This is a genomic window from Vibrio sp. 10N.286.49.C3 (assembly GCF_041469545.1).
Classification (GTDB): Bacteria; Pseudomonadota; Gammaproteobacteria; order Enterobacterales; family Vibrionaceae; genus Vibrio; species Vibrio tasmaniensis_A.
In genome coordinates, this window is record NZ_JBFRKT010000008.1 from 314,702 (window position 1) to 336,846 (window position 22,145).

18 protein-coding genes and 1 pseudogene are annotated in these 22,145 nt (G+C 44.2%); 12 read left to right on the forward strand and 7 right to left on the reverse strand.

Annotated elements, in window-relative coordinates:
• Positions 1-158: 158 nt before the first annotated feature.
• Positions 159-380: pseudogene (locus tag AB4180_RS04325) on the reverse strand (IS110 family transposase); the annotation flags it as partial.
• Between the two features lie 83 nt (positions 381-463).
• Here AB4180_RS04325 and AB4180_RS04330 point away from each other — a divergent pair.
• Together AB4180_RS04330 and aroG are read left to right on the forward strand one after the other, a co-directional pair.
• On the forward strand, positions 464-913 hold the full coding sequence (locus tag AB4180_RS04330; RefSeq protein ID WP_017103069.1) for a GNAT family N-acetyltransferase: 450 nt from the start codon (positions 464-466) through the stop codon (positions 911-913).
• Positions 914-1,600: 687 nt separating this feature from the next.
• A complete protein-coding gene (gene aroG, locus AB4180_RS04335; protein WP_102249362.1) occupies positions 1,601-2,653 on the forward strand; it encodes a 3-deoxy-7-phosphoheptulonate synthase AroG in 1,053 nt (350 codons plus the stop codon).
• Positions 2,654-2,770: 117 nt separating this feature from the next.
• On the opposite strand, the gene AB4180_RS04340 is transcribed toward aroG, so the two are convergent.
• Positions 2,771-3,883 carry a mechanosensitive ion channel family protein gene (locus AB4180_RS04340; RefSeq protein ID WP_102249361.1) on the reverse strand — a complete coding sequence of 371 codons (1,113 nt, stop codon included), beginning with the start codon at positions 3,881-3,883 and terminating at the stop codon, positions 2,771-2,773.
• Between the two features lie 184 nt (positions 3,884-4,067).
• Here AB4180_RS04340 and AB4180_RS04345 point away from each other — a divergent pair, with 184 nt between their 5' ends.
• Entirely contained in the window at positions 4,068-4,724 is a 657-nt protein-coding gene (locus AB4180_RS04345; protein ID WP_102249360.1) for a TrkA family potassium uptake protein, read from the forward strand.
• Between the two features lie 27 nt (positions 4,725-4,751).
• A complete protein-coding gene (locus tag AB4180_RS04350) occupies positions 4,752-6,119 on the forward strand; it encodes a TrkH family potassium uptake protein (protein ID WP_102249359.1) in 1,368 nt (455 codons plus the stop codon).
• A 120-nt stretch (positions 6,120-6,239) separates the two neighbouring features.
• Here the strand turns inward: AB4180_RS04350 and msrB are convergent, their stop codons facing one another.
• Positions 6,240-7,382: a peptide-methionine (R)-S-oxide reductase MsrB gene (gene msrB / locus AB4180_RS04355; RefSeq protein ID WP_102249358.1), complete on the reverse strand. Its 1,143-nt coding sequence runs from the start codon at positions 7,380-7,382 to the stop codon at positions 6,240-6,242.
• 197 nt (positions 7,383-7,579) lie between these two features.
• On the opposite strand from msrB, the gene AB4180_RS04360 reads away from it, so the two are divergent.
• Positions 7,580-7,978 (forward strand): OsmC family protein, encoded by a 399-nt coding sequence (locus AB4180_RS04360; protein ID WP_012600352.1) that lies wholly within the window; start codon positions 7,580-7,582, stop codon positions 7,976-7,978.
• Between the two features lie 143 nt (positions 7,979-8,121).
• On the opposite strand, the gene AB4180_RS04365 is transcribed toward AB4180_RS04360, so the two are convergent.
• From AB4180_RS04365 to phnW, 4 genes are all read right to left on the reverse strand, one after another.
• Positions 8,122-9,183, reverse strand: coding sequence for an OmpA family protein (locus AB4180_RS04365; RefSeq protein ID WP_102249357.1), 1,062 nt, complete (start codon positions 9,181-9,183; stop codon positions 8,122-8,124).
• A 351-nt stretch (positions 9,184-9,534) separates the two neighbouring features.
• Positions 9,535-10,353: a phosphonoacetaldehyde hydrolase gene (gene phnX, locus AB4180_RS04370; RefSeq protein WP_102249356.1), complete on the reverse strand. Its 819-nt coding sequence runs from the start codon at positions 10,351-10,353 to the stop codon at positions 9,535-9,537.
• 84 nt (positions 10,354-10,437) lie between these two features.
• Positions 10,438-11,877: an aspartate aminotransferase family protein gene (locus AB4180_RS04375; RefSeq protein WP_102249355.1), complete on the reverse strand. Its 1,440-nt coding sequence runs from the start codon at positions 11,875-11,877 to the stop codon at positions 10,438-10,440.
• Entirely contained in the window at positions 11,877-12,980 is a 1,104-nt protein-coding gene (gene phnW / locus AB4180_RS04380; protein ID WP_102249354.1) for a 2-aminoethylphosphonate--pyruvate transaminase, read from the reverse strand. Before phnW ends, AB4180_RS04375 begins: the two co-directional genes overlap by 1 nt.
• Positions 12,981-13,380: 400 nt before the next feature.
• Here phnW and AB4180_RS04385 point away from each other — a divergent pair, with 400 nt between their 5' ends.
• The 7 genes from AB4180_RS04385 (at position 13,381) to AB4180_RS04415 (ending at position 22,126) form a co-directional block, all read left to right on the forward strand.
• Positions 13,381-14,391 carry a putative 2-aminoethylphosphonate ABC transporter substrate-binding protein gene (locus AB4180_RS04385; protein WP_017094998.1) on the forward strand — a complete coding sequence of 337 codons (1,011 nt, stop codon included), beginning with the start codon at positions 13,381-13,383 and terminating at the stop codon, positions 14,389-14,391.
• Positions 14,392-14,591: 200 nt separating this feature from the next.
• The gene (locus tag AB4180_RS04390) at positions 14,592-16,013 is read left to right on the forward strand and encodes an FAD-dependent oxidoreductase (RefSeq protein WP_102249353.1); all 1,422 of its coding nucleotides are present in this window, start codon (positions 14,592-14,594) and stop codon (positions 16,011-16,013) included.
• Positions 16,014-16,229: 216 nt separating this feature from the next.
• The gene (locus AB4180_RS04395) at positions 16,230-17,339 is read left to right on the forward strand and encodes a putative 2-aminoethylphosphonate ABC transporter ATP-binding protein (RefSeq protein WP_004730144.1); all 1,110 of its coding nucleotides are present in this window, start codon (positions 16,230-16,232) and stop codon (positions 17,337-17,339) included.
• Between the two features lie 21 nt (positions 17,340-17,360).
• The gene (locus tag AB4180_RS04400) at positions 17,361-19,070 is read left to right on the forward strand and encodes a putative 2-aminoethylphosphonate ABC transporter permease subunit (protein WP_372081769.1); all 1,710 of its coding nucleotides are present in this window, start codon (positions 17,361-17,363) and stop codon (positions 19,068-19,070) included.
• A 68-nt stretch (positions 19,071-19,138) separates the two neighbouring features.
• Positions 19,139-19,843, forward strand: a complete 705-nt coding sequence (phnR, locus tag AB4180_RS04405) for a phosphonate utilization transcriptional regulator PhnR (protein WP_010428770.1) — start codon at positions 19,139-19,141, stop codon at positions 19,841-19,843.
• 163 nt (positions 19,844-20,006) lie between these two features.
• Positions 20,007-20,909 (forward strand): multidrug transporter, encoded by a 903-nt coding sequence (locus AB4180_RS04410; RefSeq protein WP_102249351.1) that lies wholly within the window; start codon positions 20,007-20,009, stop codon positions 20,907-20,909.
• Positions 20,910-21,109: 200 nt separating this feature from the next.
• Complete coding sequence (locus tag AB4180_RS04415; protein ID WP_009845626.1) at positions 21,110-22,126, forward strand: TRAP transporter substrate-binding protein; 1,017 nt, start codon at positions 21,110-21,112, stop codon at positions 22,124-22,126.
• The last annotated feature ends 19 nt before the right edge of the window (positions 22,127-22,145 follow it).

A 22,145-nucleotide genomic window follows, 5' to 3' on the forward strand; every position in this document is an offset into this window, starting at 1 on the left:
CACTAAATCCCAAGTGTTGAACAAGCCCGAAGCCGCTTTATTAAGTAAATTGTACTGTCGGGTTTGAAAGACGCATCGCCTTGATACTTTTCTCAAGGCTAGCGAGGTCAAGATAAGGTTGCGATAGTAATCTTATCAACCCGTTAGCTACTTTCGTTTCTTTCTTCGTCACCGAGTTTATTGAGTGTTGTTACCCAATAATGTGCACCACCACACACTTCAACGCCTATACGCATGAGTGGCATATTTGCTATTGTAGTCAGTAATTTAGAGCGGGTTACTGACTTATGAAGTAAGACTTTACCATTTTGGTCTACGGCATGAAGGCTAAAGTGGCTTTTAGCTAGGTCGATACCGCAGAAATAAGAATAATCAGACATGGTGCCTCCGATGCATTTAAGTACCACATAAGTGTGGCAGATCCTCGGTAGGGGGAATCCATGTCATTCGTTATGTGACAGGTATGAAATTCGAACACAAGAAAGTAGAATCAAGTAACAGTGATTTTCAGTCGTTGGTCGCTGAATTGAACTCATCACTGGCTCAAATTACCCGTGACTCTGGTGAAAGCTCGTTTGCATCTGATACTTTTGATTCTTCGAAAGATGGATGCATCGTGGTATATCTAAATACTGTCGCAGTAGCATGTGGAGTGTTTCGATACCATGAAAATGAAGTTTGTGAACTAAAGCGAATGTACTCCAACAAATCTGGTGCAGGGTCCTACTTGCTGAAACAACTCGAATGCTACGCAGTTAACAAAGGGTATCGAAAAGCTATTCTGTCGACACGTAGAGTTAACTCAAAAGCAGTCAGTTTTTATGAGCGCAACTCTTACTCAGAATCGAGTGCGTATGGAAAGTATGTTGGTGTAAAACGCTCAATCTGCCTATCAAAGGTGCTAGTCACATAACAAATAAGGCTTAAGGTGTTGCGTAGCCAACACTAAATCCCGAGTGTTGAACAAGCCCGAAGCCACTTTATTAAGTAAATTGTACCATTGGATTGGAAGGGCACATCGCTTTGAGGTTCTTCTCAAGACGAGCGAATCCAAGATAAGGTTGCGACCGAGATCTTATCAACCAGTTAGCTATTTTCCGCTTCTTTCGTCGTCACATCTCCTCTTGTTTCGCCTGTACAATTCTCCATATACCGTTCCTGCGCAGAAATTGCCAAATTTGATCTGTTCTATTTATCGATGAGCAATATCCCAACTAAAGTTATGGTGCTAGTTCCCACTTTTTCTCTATACGACGAAAAGTCTTTAGCTCTCTATTTTTTGTGTATGCGTTTGTAAAGACTGTACGTGTGGTAAAGAGCTTTTATCTATCGTTGCGTAAGACATTATCTAGCCAGGATAGTTTGAAGAGCTGTGTTCTTACTGTGTCTGATAACTGCGCAATCGATAGCGTGTAAATAATGTTATACGGGGTGTTTTAAATATAAAACACAAAATAAATTGCGTTTTTTTTTAATTAGTGATTGAAACTGTGGTTTTTACTAGTTAAGTTACAGGGAACAAGAAGATAAATGCTGATGGAAAGTGACGTGAGATAACGTGCATTCAGCCTCAAGGATAGAAAATAGGAAGAAGTAAGCAATGTTCCAGACTGATGATGTAAGAATTAACAAAGTAAAAGAGTTATTACCACCTGTTGCTGTTTTAGAAAAGTTTCCTGCGACAGAAATTGCTTCTTCTACAACCTTTGAAAGCCGCAAAGCGATCCACAATATTTTAGAAGATAGCGATGATCGCTTACTTGTTATTGTTGGCCCATGTTCTATTCATGATACAGAAGCTGCGCTTGAGTACGGTAAACGTTTGAAAGTGCTACGCGACGAACTAGGCGGTAACCTTGAAATCGTAATGCGTGTTTACTTTGAAAAACCACGTACCACTGTTGGCTGGAAAGGCCTAATCAATGACCCGTACATGAACGACACGTTCAAACTAAATGACGGTCTTCGCCTAGGGCGTAAGCTACTACTTGACCTAACTGATATGGGAATGCCTACGGCGAGTGAGTTCTTAGATATGATTACGCCGCAATATGTTGCAGATCTAATCAGCTGGGGCGCAATTGGCGCACGTACTACAGAATCTCAAGTTCACCGCGAACTGGCTTCAGGCCTATCTTGCCCAGTTGGCTTCAAGAATGGTACGGATGGCAACATCAAGATCGCAACAGATGCAATTCGCTCTGCTAGCGCTTCTCACCACTTCTTGTCGGTAACTAAATACGGCCACTCAGCTATCGTTGAAACCGCAGGTAACCCTGATTGTCATATCATCCTACGTGGTGGTAAAGAACCAAACTATAGCGCAGAGCACGTTGGCAAGATTAAAGAAGAGCTAGAAGCTTCAGGCCTTCCACAGAAGGTGATGATTGACTTCAGCCACGCGAATAGCTCAAAGCAGTTCAAACGCCAAATGAACGTTTCTGATGACGTAAGTGCACAGATCTCCGGCGGTGACAAAGCTATCTTTGGTGTGATGATTGAGTCTCACCTAGTTGAAGGTCGCCAAGATCTTGTTGATGGCAAAGCTGCAACCTACGGCCAATCTGTTACTGACGCATGTATCGGTTGGGAAGATACTGAAACAGTACTTCGCCAACTAGCAGATGCTGTTGAAGCACGTCGTAACAAGTAATCTAATTATTACAGACAGTCATTAAGCAGCTAAAAATTCAAAGCCCTTATTAGCAATCGCTAGTAAGGGCTTTTTTGTGGATCTTAACTACTAGCTAGAAGTCATTGGTATTGCTTCTTAATGACCTTCTGAGTTGGAAATGACCATACCTTGAGCTTCGCCAAAATCTTGAGGATCGATCTTGAGTGTTTGTGTTGGGAAGGCGATATCAGCATTGTGCTTATGAATAATCGCCAACACCTGCAGCAGGACATCTTGCTTAACTTCGTGGTACCTCACCCAGTTAACCGTTTTGGTGAAGGTGTAGATAAAGAAGTTAAGAGTTGATGGTCCGAATTTATTAAAGTTAACAATCAAGGTCTGCTTGGCATCAATGTCAGGGTGTGTTTCGAGCATGGATCTAACTTCATCAACAATTAGAGCTAGCTTGTCTGCATCTTGATAACGAAGCCCGAAGGTTTCATTGATTCTGCGATTCAACATTCTTGATGGGTTCTCCACCACAATGTTACTGAATACCGAATTTGGCACGTATAAAGGTCGCTTATCAAAAGTGCGAATGATGGTCATGCGCCAACCAATGCGTTCGACTGTACCTTCGATTTGGCGGTCTGGTGAGCGTATCCAATCACCGACTTTAAAAGGACGGTCGAAGTAAATCATCATGCCGCCAAAGAAATTCGACAGTAGATCCTTTGCTGCCAAACCGACGATTAAGCCACCCACACCACCGAAGGTGAGTAAGCCAGATAGGCTCAGACCAAATGCCTGCATGATGGTCAGGCCGCCCATCACCATAAAGAACAAGCGAGCGACTTTAGCGATAGCTTGTACTGTGGTTTCGTCTCTGGTTTTTTGTTCTAAGACGTACGCTTCAGTGTTGGTGATCATTCGCAAGGTAAACCAAACGAAGGTACAGATAATTAATATGTGCTTAAGTGTTTTTAACCAATTAATTTCATTACCAAACTGGTCTTGAAGGATTAACCCCACAGAGACAGTTGCAGGCCAACACCAGAGTAATGTACTGACAGGTGTTTTTAGCGCCTCTAGCAGTAGGTCATCCCAGTGGAATGGGGTTTTCTGAACCAGAATTTCTAAGCGATTATGGATAATTCGCCAAGCGACCCAAGCGAGAAAGCTCGCAATAGTGATGAATAGGACGCTGTTTGCCCAATCACTATGGCTCTGGTTAATGTAGGTTTGTACTTGGGTTATGAATTCATTCATTGTGTGTACTGCCGCAGAAATAGTGGGTTAGAAATTAGCAGAAATCACTTTTGTTCTCTACCTTTATAAATCAAGCGATTAGCTGACAATTGTATCTCTATATGGATATATAGTCGTTTTTTTGTATGAAGACAATTTCATTATTTGTTTTCGATGCTACATAGCTTTGTAAGTGGAGTAATAAATGAGTGACAAACAATATGCAGTTATTGGCTTGGGACGTTTTGGTCTCTCAGTCTGTAAAGAGCTACAAAGTTCAGGCTCACAGGTACTCGCCGTTGATATTGATGAAGAGCGAGTGAAAGATGCGGCGGCTTTTGTTTCTCAAGCGATTGTTGCGAACTGTACAAGCGAAGAGACAGTTAAAGAGTTAAGGCTCGATGAATACGACATGGTGATGGTGTCGATAGGCTCTGACGTTAATTCCAGTATTCTCACAACGTTGGTCGTTAAAGAGTCAGGCGCAAAAGCAGTCTGGGTGAAGGCGAATGATAAGTTCCACGGCAAGATTCTCTCTAAGATTGGTGCCGACCACATCATTATGCCCGAGCGAGACATGGGTATTCGTGTCGCGCGTAAAATGTTGGATAGACGCGTTCTTGAGTTTATCGACCTTGGCAGTGGCTTAGCGATGACGGAAATCGTTATTGGTTCTAATTTGTTGGGTAAGAAACTTGGTGACCTTAATCTGTGTAAAGAAAATGGTGTTGAGGTACTTGGCTTTAAGCGAGGCCCGAATTTAACGAAAGCACCAGAACTGGATGTGAGTTTAGAAATTGGGGATGTGGTGATCATCGCTGGGCCGAAAGAGACTTTATCTAGAAAGCTACGCAATTGGTAATTGGCAATCAGTAAGTAAGGTAACAGTATGAATTCGGTAAAACGAAGAGGTACTTTCTACACCCTTAAAAGTGATAAGAAGCCACGCAAAGGCTCTGAACCTAAGATTATCCTTACGAGCTTCTTAGGTGTTCTTATCCCCTCAGCAATCTTGCTGACGCTGCCTGTGTTCTCGGTGACAGGGCTAAGCTTTACGGATGCACTGTTTACTGCCACGTCAGCGATCAGTGTGACAGGTTTAGGTGTTGTCGATACTGGTCAGCACTTCACCTTGGCAGGAAAAATCTTACTGATGTTCTTGATGCAAGTGGGTGGGTTAGGGCAGATGACCCTGTCTGCGGTACTGCTCTATATGTTTGGTGTCCGATTAAGCCTTAAACAACAAGCATTGGCAAAAGAAGCACTTGGACAAGATCGTAAGATTAACCTTCGTAAGTTAGTGAAGAAGATCATCATCTTTGCATTGGTGGCGGAGTTTGTTGGGTTTGTGTTGCTCTGTTTCCGTTGGGTTCCAGAAATGGGATGGGCAACGGGAAGCTTTTATGCACTCTTTCACGCTATATCTGCATTCAATAACGCAGGTTTCGCGCTGTTCTCAGACAGTATGATGAGTTTTGTTGATGATCCTTTGGTGATATTTACATTAGCAGGTTTGTTTATTTTTGGTGGACTTGGTTTTACAGTCGTCGGCGACTTATCGAGTAACTGGCGTAAAGGTTTTCGACACCTACATTTACATACCAAGATAATGCTAACTGCAACACCAGCGCTGTTGTTGGTTGGTACGGTATTGTTTTGGCTGTTGGAGAGGAATAACTCAGCGACTATGGAAGGTTTATCGGTGCAAGGTCAGTGGTTAGCGGCATTTTTCCAGTCTGCGAGTGCTCGTACTGCTGGTTTCAATAGTGTCGATTTGTCTCAATACACCCAGCCTGCATTGTTGGTAATGATTGTACTGATGTTGATTGGTGCTGGTTCAACTTCCACTGGTGGTGGTATTAAGGTCTCGACTTTCGCGGTTGCGTTTGTTGCAACTTGGACCTTCTTACGTCAGAAAAAGCATGTAGTGATGTTTAAACGTACTGTGACCTGGCAAGCGGTAACAAAGTCATTGGCCATTATTGTGGTAAGTGGAGCACTGTTAACCACCGCAATGTTTTTGTTAATGCTTACTGAAAAGGCCGCGTTTGACCGCGTGATGTTTGAAGTGATTTCTGCTTTTGCAACCGTCGGTCTAACAGCGGGACTCACTGCAAATCTCACTGAGCCGGGCAAATACATTATGATTGTGGTGATGGTAATCGGACGTATTGGTCCTCTCACTTTGGCGTACATGTTAGCTCGTCCAGAACCTTCTTTGTTGAAATACCCAGAAGATACGGTGCTAACAGGTTAATAAGGTTAACAGGCTAAGTTAACCCTTCTTGTTAGTGCGTTAGAAAAACAAAGCCAGCGAATATGCTGGCTTTGTTGGTATAGGTGCCGCACTAATTTCTTAGCACTTAGCACTTAGCACTTAGCCTTCGAACATTTCCATATATTCTTCGTAGCCTTCCTCAGCCAATTTATCTGCTGGGATAAAGCGCATAGCGGCTGAATTCATGCAGTAGCGTAAACCTGTTGGCTTTGGACCATCTTTAAATACATGCCCTAGGTGAGAGTCACCAAATTTACTACGAACCTCTGTTCTTGGGTAAAGTAGCTTGTAGTCAGTAGTTGTTACCACATAAGCTTCGCTGATTGGTTGTGTAAAGCTCGGCCAACCTGTACCTGACTTGTATTTGTCTTTTGAAGAGAACAAAGGTTCACCCGTTACGATATCAACGTAAATACCTTCTTGCTTGTTATCCCAGTATTTGTTGTCAAATGGGCGCTCTGTTGCGTCGTCTTGTGTGACATCGTATTGCAGTGAAGTTAGAGATGCTTTGATCTCTGCATCAGACGGCTTGGTGTATGTTTTAGCATTAGCTGTCGCATTTTTGTCATCGATGATTTGGCGGATCGTTTTCGGATTTTCTTTTCTATCATCACCGAAGATTTTATCTAGGTACTGATCACGACCAGAAGCGTAGCGGTAGTAGTTATAACGAACCTTGCTCTTCTTGTAATAATCTTGATGGTATTCTTCTGATGGCCAGAATTTTTCAAACTTAATCAGCTCTGTTTTTAGTGGCTCACCAAAGATCTGAGCTTTGTCTATTTCCATCATGAAATTCTGAGCAACGTCTTTTTGCTCTTGGTTATGATAGAAAATAGCAGGTCGATATTGAGGACCTCTATCTACGAATGAGCCTTTATCATCGGTAGGATCGATGTGTCTGAAGAATTGGTCAAGTACCTGCTCATAGCTAACGACATCTGGATTGTAAGTCACGTAGATCACTTCGATGTGTCCAGACTTACCCGAGGAAACTTGTTTGTAGGTTGGATTTTCTAATTCACCACCGGAATAACCAGAGATAACGTCGGTGACGCCGGTCAGTTTTTCTAGGTCGGATTCTGTACACCAAAAACAACCACCAGCCAGTGTCGCGATTTCACTTTTACCTGAATCCATCGCTTTATCCATTGTATTGGCAGTGCCAGTCTGGCTTACAAATAGCGAAGTCAGTGGTAGTGCAACCACGAGTGATACCAATATTTTAGATAATTTATTCATAGATACCTCATCTTGACGTTTTTCTCATTCGATTTTGAATGTACGAATAGAGACAGGGTTTAGATAGAAAAAATTACACTATTCATGAAAAAAATATCTCAAACAGAAAATCTTGCTCATAAATGCTGCCAGTAGTAGGGTGTCCATTATTGATATAATAGATAGTGATGGCGGTTTCCGTACATCTAAGGAACAACATGCAAGCAGAAGTTAAATGGGTCGAAGGCTTTAAATTCCTAGGTCAATCTCAATCAGGTCACTCTGTCGTTATGGATGGCAGTGGCGGTGCTACCGCGCCAAGCCCTATGGAAATGGTGTTAATGGCGGCTGGCGGTTGTAGCTCTGTTGATGTGGTTGATGGCTTGAAATCTGCAGGCCAAAGCATCACAGGCTGTAATGCAAAACTTGAAACGACACGTCGTGAAACGGCACCAAAAATTTTCACTGCAATTAATATTCATTTTGAAGTGACTGGTGATGATCTTGATCCCGAGCTTGTAGCTAAGGTCTGTGCGGATTCATTAGAAAAGTACTGTTCAGTATGCTTAATGCTGGGTGCTGGTGTAGAGATGACCCACAGCTGGGAAATAGTCTAGTCTCTGATTGTACAGCTTGGCGGTAGACTGATTTTTACGGCTTCTACTTATAGCTGACGGCATATGGGGAGAGCCTGATAAAGGAAAGGGCGGAGCACTTGAAAGTGCTCCGCCCTTATTATTTTAATTAAGGTAGAGTGCTATTATTCAGCAGTTTCTACGATAACTTCTTCCATTTGCGCTTTTTCTTGGTATTCGAAGCTTGGGATCGTTGCGTCAACACGACGGTTTTGCGCACGACCTTCAGCTGTAGCGTTTGATGCTACAGGGTTTTCTTCCCCTTCACCTGAAGCTGTAATGCGGTCCGCTTCAATGCCTTGCTCTTCAATGTATGCGGCTACAGCAGCAGCACGCTTCTTAGAGATCATCATGTTGTACTCTGCCGCACCTGTTGAATCAGTGTGACCAACAACATTAACTGATGATTGAGGGTGAGCTTGCAGTACTTCAACTAATGGCATTAATGCAGATTTGCCTTCTGAAGATAATTCAGTGCTGTTTGTCTCAAACATACCTTGAGAGAAGCTTTCAGTTTTCGCTTTAGTAACCACAACTTCTTCTTCAACAACAACGACTTCTGGTTCGGCAATTGGCTCTGCAGGAGCCTGTGTTACAACGGCTGCAGAAGCGGCTGCTGCTGAAGCCGTTGTGTTACCTGTACCAAAGTTGTAGCTAAGGCCAACGGTAACAAAGTTAGAGTTTAAGTCTTGAACATAGTTGTCATCGAAATCATCGAAGTATTGGTATTCAACACGAACAGCCCAATCTGAGGAAAGTTGTTTCTCTAGACCGATACCGGCTGAAAGAACAACGTCTGTTTCACCGCCGTGGGAGATGTAAGCTGGGCCAGCTTTGAAGAATACATCGAACTCTTGTTGTACTGGTAGACGGTACATTGGCGTTAGTGAGATAGCGATTAGAGGGTCGCTAAAGTTACTTGTAACCCCATTTTTGGAAAAGCTTGTATTGTAGTCACCTAAGAAATCAGAACTTAACTCGATACCTAGTCTGTCAGTGAAGTTATAGCCAGAGTATATCCCTGCACCAATTGCATCATCATCACACTTTTCACCGCTTACGCATGCGCTATCTAGCCAACCCATGCCCACTTTTGCACCAACATAAGTGGTTGCAGCAATAGAAGGAGCTGCCGCTAAGCCGGAAGCTGCGACGACAGCACACATGATTTTAGAAAGTTTTTTCATAATCTTATCCTTGGATTAATTTTTATTGTTATCTGAACTGACCTGTAAAGCGATAACTTACTGGCTAAGACACTGCGACCGTAAGTAAATCAAGGCGTTGATTCAGGTAGAGCTTTTAAAGTACTACTAATATATTGTTAGTCTGATTGCGTATGATAGTCAATCAGATTGTTGGTATTCATAGTTTTCAAAGCGCTATTTATAGCTTTTTTGTTGATCAATTGTTGTCTTAAATGTTGGAAACAATGAAACCTCGTATCATTTTAAGGCGGTACGAGGTTTCATCTTTTTGTGTGAACGGATTATATGGCTACATAGTCTGAGTTGTAGGGTGGAGCGGAGCTTTAGCTGTTACGGGCGCTCACCGGCTAACAAACGCTTTTCGATATCTGCAATCACTCCAGGTAGGTCTGCAATGGTATCGATCAGGTAGTGCGGGTTTGATTTTTTTAGCTTAACGCTTGCTTTTTCACGTGCAGCGGTAAGTGTTGTCTCGTCTGCATCTAAATATTCTTGGTATGTTAAGCCTGCTTCGTTACCCGATAATACAAGTCCAACTGTCCACATGCCTGCGTTGTGACCTTCATCGATACCAGGTGCTGCATCATCTACTTTCACACACGCTGAAACGCTGGTTACGCCAAGGTCGATTACGTTTTTAAGTGCCATAAATGGAGCAGGGCGACCGCCTTGAGGTAGGTCATCGGTTGCTACGATGTTGTCAGGGTGGTAACCGTAATCTGCAGCCGCAGGGATTAGCACATCCATCACTTCACGTGGGTAACCTGAACAAGACCCGATCTTCACGTTCTTCTCTTTTAAGTTATTGACCACTTCTATCGCGTTTAAAATTGGAGCTGCGTGATCGGCTACTTTCGCTTTTTGAAGAGGCATGAATGCCGCGTAGATCGCGTCAACATCTTCACTTGTCATGGAGCGTCCGAATTGAGCCTTCCAACGAGCGTCAACGGCTGGAATTCGACCAACTGCTTGGATGTGGTCCCATTTGCCGATCCCCATAGGTTCACGCGCTTCTGCTAAGTCGATATCAAAGTCGAAACCTTGTCTGAATGCTTCAACGAAAATACTGGTTGGAGCAAATGACCCAAAATCAACGATAGTGCCGGCCCAGTCAAAGATAACCGCTTGGATAGGTGATGTTGTGTTCATAGTCGTGTCCTATTTCTGTTCTCTCCCGGCTCAGGTTGTTCTGGGAGATGAATGATTGTTTTAAGTTATTGGTTAAATGATGGTTTAAAGGTATTCAAAGTCTTTGCAGACTTTTGCTATCGCTTTTTCGAATACAGACAGAGCGACTTCTAGTTCGCTGCGGCTGATGATCAATGGTGGGCTCAACTGAATCACATTACCTTGTGACACCTTGAAACTCAGGCCATCGTTTAGACATTGGTAAAGTACGGCTTCAGCTTCATCGAAAGCTCGGGTTTTGGTGATATGATCGGTGACCAATTCCACCCCCCAGAGCAGGCCGATGCCGCGAACGTCACCAATGATTGGGTACTTCTCTTTCATTTGAAGCAACTGTTCGCGCACGAATGCGCTGTCCGCTTGTACTTTTTCAAGTAGGTTTTCTTGCTCAATCACTTCCATGGTGGCGAGTGCTGCCGCGCAACCAATTGGGCTTTTTTCGTGGGTGTAGTGACCAAGAGATACTTGCGCTGCCGTGTTGTATTTGTCTTTAGTGATCATGGCTGCGATTGGTACTAAGCCGCCGCCAAAACCTTTACCGATACATAGAATGTCAGGTTCGAGATCAAACGCTTGGTGAGTAAACCATTCGCCACTACGACCCATGCCATTTGGGATGTCGTCGATGATCAACATGACGTTGTGTTTGTCACAGATCTCACGGATACGCTTCCAATAAGCCTTACTTGGCACTTGAACGTCGGTGTTACGAACCGCTTCTGCGATGAAGGCGCCAATACCGCCTTCTTTTTCAATCACGTACTCTAGGTAATCCGCATAATGTACATCACATGCGGTATCGTTCGCATCGCCGGAGTTTTGCCCGCGAAACGATAAAGAGTCATTAAGCGGGAAAGCACCACGATAAGAGACTGCTGGTGGGATACGTTCTACGCCAGCCATTAACGGCCCCATACCCTCGCGAAAACAGGCTTCACCGCCGACAGAGATTGCATCCAGTGACGCGCCATGGAATGAATCCCATAGCGACACTACTTTGAAGTTGTTGGTGACATGTCGAGCCAGTTTGAGTGCCATGCCGATCACCGATGTACCACCCGGAGCAAACAACACGCGATTCAAATCACCACCGCAGATCTGTGTGAGTTTTTCAGCGCACTGAACGGCAGTCTCATTGGTGAAGCGACGTGGTGAAAACGGCAATGACGCCATTTGCTGAGTCACTTTATTGATGATGTGGGGATGACCATAGCCTAGTTGATGAACATTGTTGCCGTGAAAGTCCATGTACTTCTTGCAAGTCGCATCTTGAATGTAGATGCCTTCGGCTGCTTCAAGTGTGTCTAGGCAAGGTGTTGACATGGCTTGATGAAGAAACACGTCAGAGTCACGCTTTAACATTGCTTGAGTCGCATCATCGTTTAGCGATTCGTTCCATTTTTCGCGTGCAGGCGTGGTGTTCACATCGCCTTCGCTTCGAAAGTGTGTGGCCTTTAGAATCGGCTCTTGATTGGTCGTCGTCATTATTTGATGTCCCAGTACATAGCGTTTTTCACCGCGCCAATGAGAGCTTCAATGTCTGACGGGTAAACTTCACCGATGTTACCGATACGGAAGCAGTCTGCGTTTGAAACCTTGCCCGGGTAAATCACAAATCTTTGCTCTTTCAAACGGTCATAGAATTCCTTGAATTGGTAATCGCTATGAGTTGGAGAATAGAAAGAGGTGATGATAGGTGAATGAAGACCATCATTAAGCAGTGGTTCAAAGCCAAGAGAACGCATACCTGCAACCAATGTGGTTTGGTTGGTTTGGTAGCGACTATGACGAGCTTCGATGCCACCTTCTTGCTCCAATTCAAGTAGAGCTTGGTAGAAAGCACGCACTGTATGAGTTGGAGAGGTGAAGCGCCATTTACCATGGTTGCTTTCCATGCAGTGCCATTGGTCAAACAGGTCAAGGCTTAATGAACGAGCTTGGCCTTTGCATTTTTCCAGTTCCGATTGCTTCGCAATAACAAAGCCGAATCCAGGTACACCTTGAATACACTTGTTTGCCGAGCTGATCATGTAATCGATACCTAAGTCGGCTATATCCATAGGGATGCCACCAAAACTCGACATTGCATCTAGAATGACGGTTTTGTTGTGCTGCTTTGCCAATTTGGCGATGTCTTCGATTGGATTCAGCATACCCGTAGTGGTCTCACAGTGCACAATCGCTACGTGAGTAATGTCTGAATCCATGGCCAATGCCGTTTCCATTTCGTTCAAGTCAGGTTGTGATGTTTCACCTGGGGAAACGACATGGCATGGAATGTTTAAGTATTCTGAGATTTGAGCAATACGAGCACCATACGCACCGTTGTCAACAACAAGAAGCTTGCCGCTTTTAGAGATAACGCTACCGATTGTTGCTTCAACTGAAGCGGTGCCGCTACCTTGCATTAGTACGCTCGTATAACCCGTTTGCTTAGTCGCCAAAGTCACTAGCTTGCTACGAATCACTTCAACAACGTCTTTGTTGTATTCATCATCCCAAGTACACCAATCTTTTAGCATCGCTTGGCGAACGGTTTCAGAAGTAGATAGAGGACCCGGTGTCAGTAGTAGGTATTCGTTTCTCATGTTCAATTCTCGTGATTTGTATTTTGGACTATACCAATATTTGCAGTTACTTTAACAACCAATTTAAACGGTCGTAAATAGCCCAAACGTTATTTTAACAAAAGCTTCATATTCAAATTTGTCACTTGTGTTGAGAAATTTTCCGATCTTTAAATTGCCATTTTTTGTTCATTTAACCGTCATAAAAGTCGATTAGGTTAATACTCGTCATCTGGTACATACCAATGAGAGGGTGCGTACTAACAACCTAAATGAATTTATGGATATAGGCGCCTCTTGATGAGGCTTCTAATTTTAGAAACGTTAAACCTTGGTTGCTTCCAAACCTAGGCAGCTTTAACCCTTGATAACTTTTAATTTTGGCAACTTCTCACTTTAGAGTTGAGCCTGACTGGAGAAAATGATGAAAAACCGTTTTATGAAAGGATCACTTGCAGCTTTAGTAACTCTATTAGCTGGTAACGCTTATGCAGCACAGGAAGTGACGGTTTACACCGCTTTTGAAACTGACATTTTGGCGAAATACAAGAACGCATTTGAAAGTGAAAACCCAGACATCAACATCAAGTGGGTACGTGATTCAACTGGGATCATGACGGCAAAATTATTGGCCGAGAAAAACAACCCGCGCGCAGAGGTAGTTTGGGGACTTGCTGGTTCTTCAATGGCACTGCTTAAAGAAGAGGGCATCCTGAAACCTTATACGCCTCAAGGTGTAGAAGCTCTGCGTTCAAACCTCAACGATCCGCAATCTACTCAAGCTTGGTACGGCAATGACGCATTCTTCAATGCGGTTTGTTTCAACGAAGTGGTGGCTAAGCAACTTAATTTGCCTGCACCTAAATCTTGGGATGACCTAACGAAGCCTATCTATAAAGGTCACATTGCGATGCCAAACCCAGCGTCTTCTGGTACGGGCTACATGCAGGTTTCAGCTTGGTTACAAAACATGGGTGAAGACCAAGGTTGGAACTACATGCAGAAGCTAGACCAAAACATTGCTCACTACACGCACTCAGGTTCGAAGCCATGTGTTCAAGCGGGTATGGGTGAAGTGGCGATCGGTATTTCTATGGCGAGCCGCGGTGCGAAGCTGAAAACTCAAGGCGCTCCACTTTCAGTGATTACGCCTGAAGGCATCGGCTGGGAATCTGAAGCGGTAGGCCTTGTTAAGCCTTCTGATGCAGCACAACGTGTTATCGATTGGTCTATCTCTAAAGCAGCAAATGAACTTTACATCGAAATGTACCCAGTTGTTGGTCACCAAGATGTAACAGGTAAAGCAGAGAACTTCCCGAACGTAGAGAAGAACATGGCAAAAATGGACTTCGCTCGTATGGGCAGTGAACGTGCAGATGTTCTTAAAACATGGTCTGAGAAGTTTGACGCTAAATCAGAGCCAAAATCTTAATCTGCTGAGCTAGTTAGTTATTGGCTACTTAGTTAATTATCTACTGAGCTTATTAGATTACAGAGTTTATTCGACACATGGTTTATTAGACACGTAGTCCATTAGGTATGCAGCTCATTAGAAGTTAGAAATCAGTAAAGGAAGGCTTCGGTCTTCCTTTTTTAGTTTTACGCCTTTAGGTTTTAAGTAAGGTACAACAAATGACAAAGCACTACTCATATTGGTTCAAGCAAGCGTTAGAACAAGAGTTTGGCAACATCAATGAGGGGCTAGATTCGGCGAAGTCGCTCCAAAAAGACGTCAACTGTGATATCGCCATTGTTGGCGGTGGCTATACGGGTTTATGGACGGCGATTTTAATCAAACAACAGCAACCCGAAAAGCATGTTGTCGTGATTGAAAAAGGCCTATGTGGTAGCGGTGCTTCTGGTGCGAACGGCGGTTGCATGTTGACGTGGTCAACTAAGTATCCAACGCTGAAAAAGCTCTACGGAAAAGAACAAGCGAAATGGTTGGTTAAGGAGTCGGAAAAGGTTATATACGAGATCGAAGCCTTCTGTAACGAACACAACATTGACGCGCATCTATATCGCAGCGGAACTTACTACACGGCGACCAATGAAGCTCAAAAGGGTGGAATGGAGCCTGTTGTTAATGAGCTGGTTAAGCAGGGTATCAATAGCTGGAAGAAGTGCGACAATTCTTTGGCTGATAAAGCGGGATCTGATCGCCACATTGAGGGTTACTACTCAGAAGCTGCGGGCAGTGTGCAGCCAGCGTTATTGGCGAGAGACTTACGCCGAGTTGCGATCGAATTGGGTGTCGAAATTTACGAAAATACAGAGATGACTTCTCTTGATTACGGCTCACCAGTTCGCGTCCAAACTGAGGGTGGGACGATAACTTCCGATAAAGTGATCTTAGCGCTCAATGCATGGATGCTCGATCACTTTAAAGAGTTCAAACGCAGCATAGTGGTTGTTTCTTCAGATATGGTGGTGACCAAGCCTATTCCTGAAAAGCTCAAGCAGTTTGGTCCAGAGAAAGGGGCAGCGGTGGTAGATTCGCGTATCTTTGTCCACTATTACCGAGATACCCAGGACGGACGACTCATGTTGGGTAAAGGCGGTAATAAGTTCTCGTTTGCCAATCAAGTTGAAAGCATGTTTAACCAAACCACTAACTACCTGCCGATTCTCAATCAATCGTTTCAAAAACTGTTCCCTAAATTGGAACAAAGTGAATTCGATTACAACTGGTCTGGCGGCTCAGATCGTTCGGTCACTGGATTGCCATTTTTCGGTAATCTAAAAGGCCAAAGCAACATTTATTATGGGCTCGGTTACTCAGGTAATGGTGTGGCTCAAACTCGCATGGGAGGCAAAATTTTGTCTTCAATGGTGTTAGGAGATGATAACGAATGGACACGTAGTGGTTTAACTAGCGGTCCACGAGGCTATTTCCCGCCAGAGCCATTCCGTTGGGTTGGGGCAATGATGGTTAGAGATGCTGTTCGAAGAAAAGAGAACGCGGAAGATTCTGGTAACACGCCATTGTGGCTGGATAAGCAATTGGCAAAGCTCGCGGGTGCGGCAGGTAAAGCCGACAAGGTTGAATCATAAATAAGATTTAAATTAGAGGTACACACTAAGGCTCTCAGTGACTAATGGGCTAGTCATTGAGGGCTTTCTGAACTAACTTTTAATGCCGATTAAATAGCAATCTTTAACGCTTATTATTTCTGCAATATAACTGTCATTTAGCTTCTATAAATTTGTCACTCAACTGCAATATTCTCAGTTTAAATTTGGTATATACCATATGGAGAGTGCTGTAGTATGAGCAACCAAACTTATTTGAATATTGAAAACGTTGTAAAGCAATTTGGCCAATTTACAGCGTTAAAAGACATCTCCCTATCGATAGATAAAGGCGAGTTCGTCTGCTTTCTTGGCCCGTCCGGCTGTGGAAAAACCACCTTATTACGTGCGATTGCAGGTCTAGACTTGCCAACTTCAGGTTCTATTGAGCAGAACGGTAATGATACGACTTTCTTGCCACCAGAAAAGCGCGACTTTGGTATCGTGTTCCAATCTTACGCTTTGTTTCCAAATCTCACTGTGGAAGAAAACATAGCGATTGGTCTAAAAAACCAAGGCATGTCGACCAAAGAAGCCCTTGAGACGGTTGAGTCTTGGTTAGAGACCATCGGCTTACCAACGTCTGGTCAGAAATACCCAAATCAGCTATCTGGTGGACAACAGCAGCGTGTTGCTCTGGCTCGCGCATTAGCGTTGTCTCCAGGCTTGTTGCTACTAGATGAACCGCTGTCTGCGTTGGATGCGAAGGTAAGAACACATCTGCGTGACGAGATCTGCCAACTGCAACGCAAGTTGGGTATCACCACTATCATGGTGACGCACGACCAAGATGAAGCCTTAACGATGGCAGACCGAATTGTGGTGATGAACCATGGTGTCATTGAGCAAGTAGGTGCCCCACAAGAGATCTACCAAAAACCCGTCAGTCGTTTTGTGGCTGAGTTTGTTGGCAGCATGAACTTCATTCAAGCTTCTGTCGCAGCGCAAGGCAAGATACGTATTGCTGAGTCGATGTTACCGTTGCCGGGTTTAGATAACCTCACGCCAAAACTTGGTGATGTTTTCGATATTGCCGTTCGTCCAGAGCAAATCCAGTTTGTGGATCGTTTTAGTGAGTCATTACCCGTGAGAATCGTATCAAGCGAATTCTTAGGGGCGTTTTATCGTGTTGAGTGTCAATTGCAACATGACTCCACGGCGAAAGAGATCATCGTTGATGTATCAGTCAAAGAGTTCAATCGATTGAAGCTGCGTCGCAGTGATATTCGTTATGTGGCGTTTGACCAAGAAGGCCTTAGAGCTTACCCATCGAAAAGCCTGCAAGTGATGAAAGACGAGGCGGCGTAAATAATCATGGAATCGACTCAAATGATGCAATCTAAGCTGCTAATTCAACGACGAGTACAGCCTTTTCTTGCTCGATTAAGTAAAGACAACGTAATCCTATTTGGGCTGTTGGCCTTTTTGTCTGTGTTCATGACGCTGTTTATCCTGATGCCACTGTGGGCAATGTTGAAAAAAAGCGTTCAGAATGCAGACGGAGAATTTGTAGGATTACAGAATTTCGCAACGTATTTTGCTTCTCAAAGCCTGTGGCAGTCGGTAGGCAATACGTTCACGCTTGGGTTGTTAGTGACCGTTGTCGTGGGGGTACTAGCGTTTGGTTATGCCTATGCTTTGACTCGTTCATGCATGCCTTTTAAGGGGCTTTTTCAAGTGCTAGGTTCAGCGCCTATTCTGGCTCCTTCATTGCTTCCAGCGATCAGTTTGATCTTCTTATTTGGTAATCAAGGTATCGCTAAAGAAGTCTTAGGTGGTAACTCGGTGTACGGCTTGATTGGTATCTCACTGGGCCTGATATTCTGGACGTTTCCACACGCCTTAATGATTTTAACTACTTCATTGAGAACCTCTGACGCTCGCCTTTATGAGGCGGCACGTGCACTCAATACTTCATCGCTAAAAACCTTCTTCATGGTGACGTTACCTGCGGCAAAATACGGTTTGATAAGTACCTTGATCGTTGTGTTTACGCTGGTGGTTTGTGATTTTGGTGTGCCAAAAGTGATCGGTGGTAGCTACAACGTTCTGTCTACCGATATCTTTAAGCAGGTAGTAGGGCAACAGAATTTCTCTATGGGCGCGGTGACTAGCATCCTATTGCTATTGCCTGCGTTGCTTGCGTTTACCGTTGACCGCTGGGTTCAAAAGAAACAAAAGAGCTTGTTTGATACTCGCTCCGTCGCTTACCAACCAGAGCCAAACACTCTACGTGATGGCGTGTGTTTACTCTATTGCACCGTAATTTCAGTGGCTGTTGTTATCGTGCTAGGCATGGCGATATACGGATCTATGGTCACTTTCTGGCCTTGGAATAAAACGCTAACGCTAAATAACTATAACTTCGCAGAGATGAGTACTTATGGTTGGACGCCATTTTTCAACTCTTTAACCCTCGGCTCTTGGACTGCGATTATCGGTACCGTATTGATTTTCTTAGGCGCGTACTGCATTGAGAAGGGCAGAGCATTTGGTCCTGTTCGTCAAGCAATGCAGATGCTCAGTGTGGTACCGATGGCCGTTCCGGGTATGGTGTTGGGTTTGGGGTATATCTTCTACTTTAATGATTTGAGTAACCCACTAAACTTCTTATATGGCACGATGGCGTTCTTGGTGATTAATACGGTGGTTCACTACTACACAGTCGGCCACATGACAGCGTTAACCGCATTAAAACAGCTGCCTGAGGAAATAGAAGCGACGGCGGCTTCGGTTAACCTACCGCAATACAAGCTGTTCTTTAAAGTGACAGTGCCGGTTTGTTTGCCTGCGATTTTAGATATTGCGACATACCTGTTTATTAATGCACTTACCACGACATCTGCGGTAGTATTCTTGTATTCTACCGATACGATACCTGCGTCAGTTTCAGTACTGAATATGGATGATGCGGGACAAACGGGTGCAGCAGCAGCCATGGCGGTGATGATCATGATATCGGCAGCGAGCGCGAAGTTGATTCATATGTTAATCAACAAGTTATTCGAGAAGCGCACCCAGGCTTGGCGTAAACGCTAGCGAACTATTTTATATTGCAGTTGGCCAAGGAGTGGCTGACGACAAGAACAAGAATAAAAGGAAATGAAGTGCAGTACGTAAAAATCAAAGATGTCATCGTAGAGCAGATAGAGTCGGGGATGTTAACACCACGACAGAAGCTGCCTGCGGAGCGCAAACTGGCTGAATCGTTTGATACAACACGAGTTACGTTACGTGAAGCCTTGTCTTCACTTGAAGCGGAAGGACGAATTTATCGAGAAGACCGACGTGGTTGGTTTATCTCTCCTGCGCCACTGCGCTACGATCCAACACAAACGCTGAACTTCACTAATATGGCTTTGTCGCAGAATCGTAAGCCAAAAACAGAATTAGTGGCGGCGAAAGGCATGTTAGCAACCAAGGAAGCAACTAGGCTTCTTGAGCTGCAACCTTTTTCGGATGTTTATCGAGTAGACAGAGTTCGTTATCTTGAAGACAGACCCGTTGTGTATGTGACCAACTACATTCGACCTGAGCTGTTCCCTAATTTGCTTGATTATGACTTGTCTAAATCGTTGACGGACATTTACCGTGAGCACTTTGGCGTGGTGTATCAGAAGATCCGTTACCGAGTGAGCACAACGTCTTTGCTTGGCGAAACCGCGCAAGCCCTGCGTGCGACTTCTGGTTCTCCGGCTATGGTGGTTGAGCGTGTTAATTACAATCAAGACGGTGATTTGATTGATTGCGATATTGAATATTGGCGTCATGACGCGATCAGTATCGAGTCAATCGCGCAGCTAGAGCGTTAGTCTGTCAATTTGAACGTTAGTTACAGCTAGAACACGCATCGTACTGGCACCTGCAATTCTGTAGGGCTGTCGAAATGAAACGATCCAAGGTCTCTTATTCGGAGGCCTTTTTTATCAGCTGTTTTCAGCGACTGTTCTTATCAGTTATCAATTTAGGAATGAAATGGAATTCTCTGCCATCATCATCGTGATCATTTCGGCTTTGCTTCACGCGGGTTGGAACGTTCTAGGTAAATCTAATCAAGGCTCGGGCTCGTCTTTCTTCTTAGCCTCTGGCTTTGCCGCTGCCGCGATATTGACGCCTTACTTGATCTGGTATGTTCACAGTGTTGGACTGTCAAATATCTTACTTCCATTTTGGCAACTGGTTTTCTTGAGCGGGATTTGCCAAATCATCTATTTGATCGGCTTGGGGGCAGCCTATAAACAGGCTGATATCGGCGTGATTTACCCAATGGCACGAGCACTGCCTGTGTTGATGGTGGGTTTAGGCACGGTGTTGATAGGCTATGAGCTGTCACCTAATCAATGGTTTGGCTTCACCTTGATTACCTTGGGTTGTTTGTTTGTACCACTTAAGCAGTTTTCAGATCTTAGGTTAAAAGCGTATCTCAACCTTGGCGTACTGTGGGCGTTAATCGCGGCCATTGGTACCACGGGCTATTCCATCATTGATAAAGAAGCGCTTCTGTTACTCGATCCTTTGAGCACACCAGTTATAGCTAACAAGCACACCGCGATTTTCTACCTAGGCATTCAGTTTTGGGCGATTGTGATTCCGCTGAGTGTTTGGTTATTCGTAACCAACCAAAGAATCGAGTTTACTAATGCGTGGATACTACGTAAGAAAGCCACAGTGGCCGGCATCATGATGGCTTCGACTTATGGCTTGGTGCTGTTTGCGATGACCATGACTGAGAACGTCAGCTTGGTTGTCGCTCTAAGGCAAGTAAGCATCATCTTCGGCGTAGTGATGGGGATCTACTTTTTAAAGGAAAAGTGGCACGCCACTCGCGGTGTAGGCGTCGTTTTTATCATTGCAGGCTTGGTTATCTCACTGACTTAAAAAGAAATTAAATCCTACTTCCAACCTATAATGTGACTTTTCAGTCGTATTTTTCTTATTGATAGCAAACGTTTTACTAATGTTAAAGATGTGATCCTTCTCATAGACAAGGTTGTAAAGTTACCGGTAACATTCACCTCAACGTTACCGGTAACATATAATTACAAACCGGACTCTGTGAAACTCATAAGGATACCCAAATGAAAGCTCTGACTAAAACGCTGATTGCCGCTTCCCTCACTGGTCTATTTGCTACTTCAGCAATGGCTGCAGACTTTAAACTTAAGATTCAATCTTCAGATCCATCTGGTGATTTGAACTTCAAGGTTCAGCAGAAGTGGGCCGAGCGCGTAGAAACGATGTCTAATGGACGTATCGATATCGATCTACTTCCAGTTGGTGCTGTGGTTAAGCACACAGAAACGCTAGGCGCGATCAAAATGGGTATCTTAGATGGCCACATTACAGCAACAGGTTACTTCTCTGGTAAAGATCCAGCATTCGGCCTAATTGGTAACATGGTTGGTGCATGGTCAGACACAACGCAACTGCTTCAGTACATGAACTACGGCGGCGGTAACGAGCTAATGACTGAACTGTATAAGCCTTACGGTGTTCAGTTTGTTGGTGCTTCTACTACGGGTGTTGAGTCTTTCATTTCTAAAAAACCAATTGATGGTGTCGCGGATCTTAAAGGTCTTAAACTGCGTGCACCTGAAGGCCTAGTACAACAAGTGTTTGCAGCTGCGGGTGCGACTCCGGTAAACCTGCCGGGTTCTGAAGTATTTACTGGCCTAAGCAAAGGCGTAATTGATGCTGCGGACTACACGGTATTCTCTACCAACCAAAAAGCGGGCATGAACGACATTGCAACACATCCAGTTCAACCGGGTTTCCATTCACTACCGCTTATCGATATCTCTATCTCTCAGAAGAAATGGGACAAGATGCCAGCTGATCTACAAACAATGCTGCAAACATCAGTGCGTGACTTCTCTTACGACATGACAACTCAGCTGAAAATGGCTGACCAAGCGGCATTGAAAGAAGCTCAAGCGAACCCAGAAATCACTATCCATGATTGGTCTCAAGAAGAACGTAAAAAGTTCCGTGAAATCGCGAAAGGTCAATGGAAAGTATTTGCAGAGCGTTCTGATAACGCAGGAAAAGTTTACACCTCAGTGACTGTGTTCCTAGAAGAAAACGGCTTACTGTAATTTAAACTTAGTTTACTGA

Excerpts from the sequence above, each read along its gene's own strand:
- AB4180_RS04345 (WP_102249360.1), top strand. The coding sequence starts at position 4,068 with ATGAGTGACAAACAATATGCAGTTATTGGCTTGGGACGTTTTGGTCTC.
- AB4180_RS04385 (WP_017094998.1), top strand. The coding sequence starts at position 13,381 with ATGATGAAAAACCGTTTTATGAAAGGATCACTTGCAGCTTTAGTAACT.
- AB4180_RS04365 (WP_102249357.1), bottom strand. The coding sequence starts at position 9,183 with ATGAAAAAACTTTCTAAAATCATGTGTGCTGTCGTCGCAGCTTCCGGC.
- AB4180_RS04330 (WP_017103069.1), top strand. The coding sequence starts at position 464 with ATGAAATTCGAACACAAGAAAGTAGAATCAAGTAACAGTGATTTTCAG.
- AB4180_RS04360 (WP_012600352.1), top strand. The coding sequence starts at position 7,580 with ATGCAAGCAGAAGTTAAATGGGTCGAAGGCTTTAAATTCCTAGGTCAA.
- AB4180_RS04395 (WP_004730144.1), top strand. The coding sequence starts at position 16,230 with ATGAGCAACCAAACTTATTTGAATATTGAAAACGTTGTAAAGCAATTT.
- AB4180_RS04410 (WP_102249351.1), top strand. The coding sequence starts at position 20,007 with ATGGAATTCTCTGCCATCATCATCGTGATCATTTCGGCTTTGCTTCAC.
- AB4180_RS04390 (WP_102249353.1), top strand. The coding sequence starts at position 14,592 with ATGACAAAGCACTACTCATATTGGTTCAAGCAAGCGTTAGAACAAGAG.
- AB4180_RS04400 (WP_372081769.1), top strand. The coding sequence starts at position 17,361 with ATGATGCAATCTAAGCTGCTAATTCAACGACGAGTACAGCCTTTTCTT.
- AB4180_RS04350 (WP_102249359.1), top strand. The coding sequence starts at position 4,752 with ATGAATTCGGTAAAACGAAGAGGTACTTTCTACACCCTTAAAAGTGAT.
- AB4180_RS04340 (WP_102249361.1), bottom strand. The coding sequence starts at position 3,883 with ATGAATGAATTCATAACCCAAGTACAAACCTACATTAACCAGAGCCAT.
- phnX (WP_102249356.1), bottom strand. The coding sequence starts at position 10,353 with ATGAACACAACATCACCTATCCAAGCGGTTATCTTTGACTGGGCCGGC.
- AB4180_RS04415 (WP_009845626.1), top strand. The coding sequence starts at position 21,110 with ATGAAAGCTCTGACTAAAACGCTGATTGCCGCTTCCCTCACTGGTCTA.
- msrB (WP_102249358.1), bottom strand. The coding sequence starts at position 7,382 with ATGAATAAATTATCTAAAATATTGGTATCACTCGTGGTTGCACTACCA.
- aroG (WP_102249362.1), top strand. The coding sequence starts at position 1,601 with ATGTTCCAGACTGATGATGTAAGAATTAACAAAGTAAAAGAGTTATTA.
- phnW (WP_102249354.1), bottom strand. The coding sequence starts at position 12,980 with ATGAGAAACGAATACCTACTACTGACACCGGGTCCTCTATCTACTTCT.
- AB4180_RS04375 (WP_102249355.1), bottom strand. The coding sequence starts at position 11,877 with ATGACGACGACCAATCAAGAGCCGATTCTAAAGGCCACACACTTTCGA.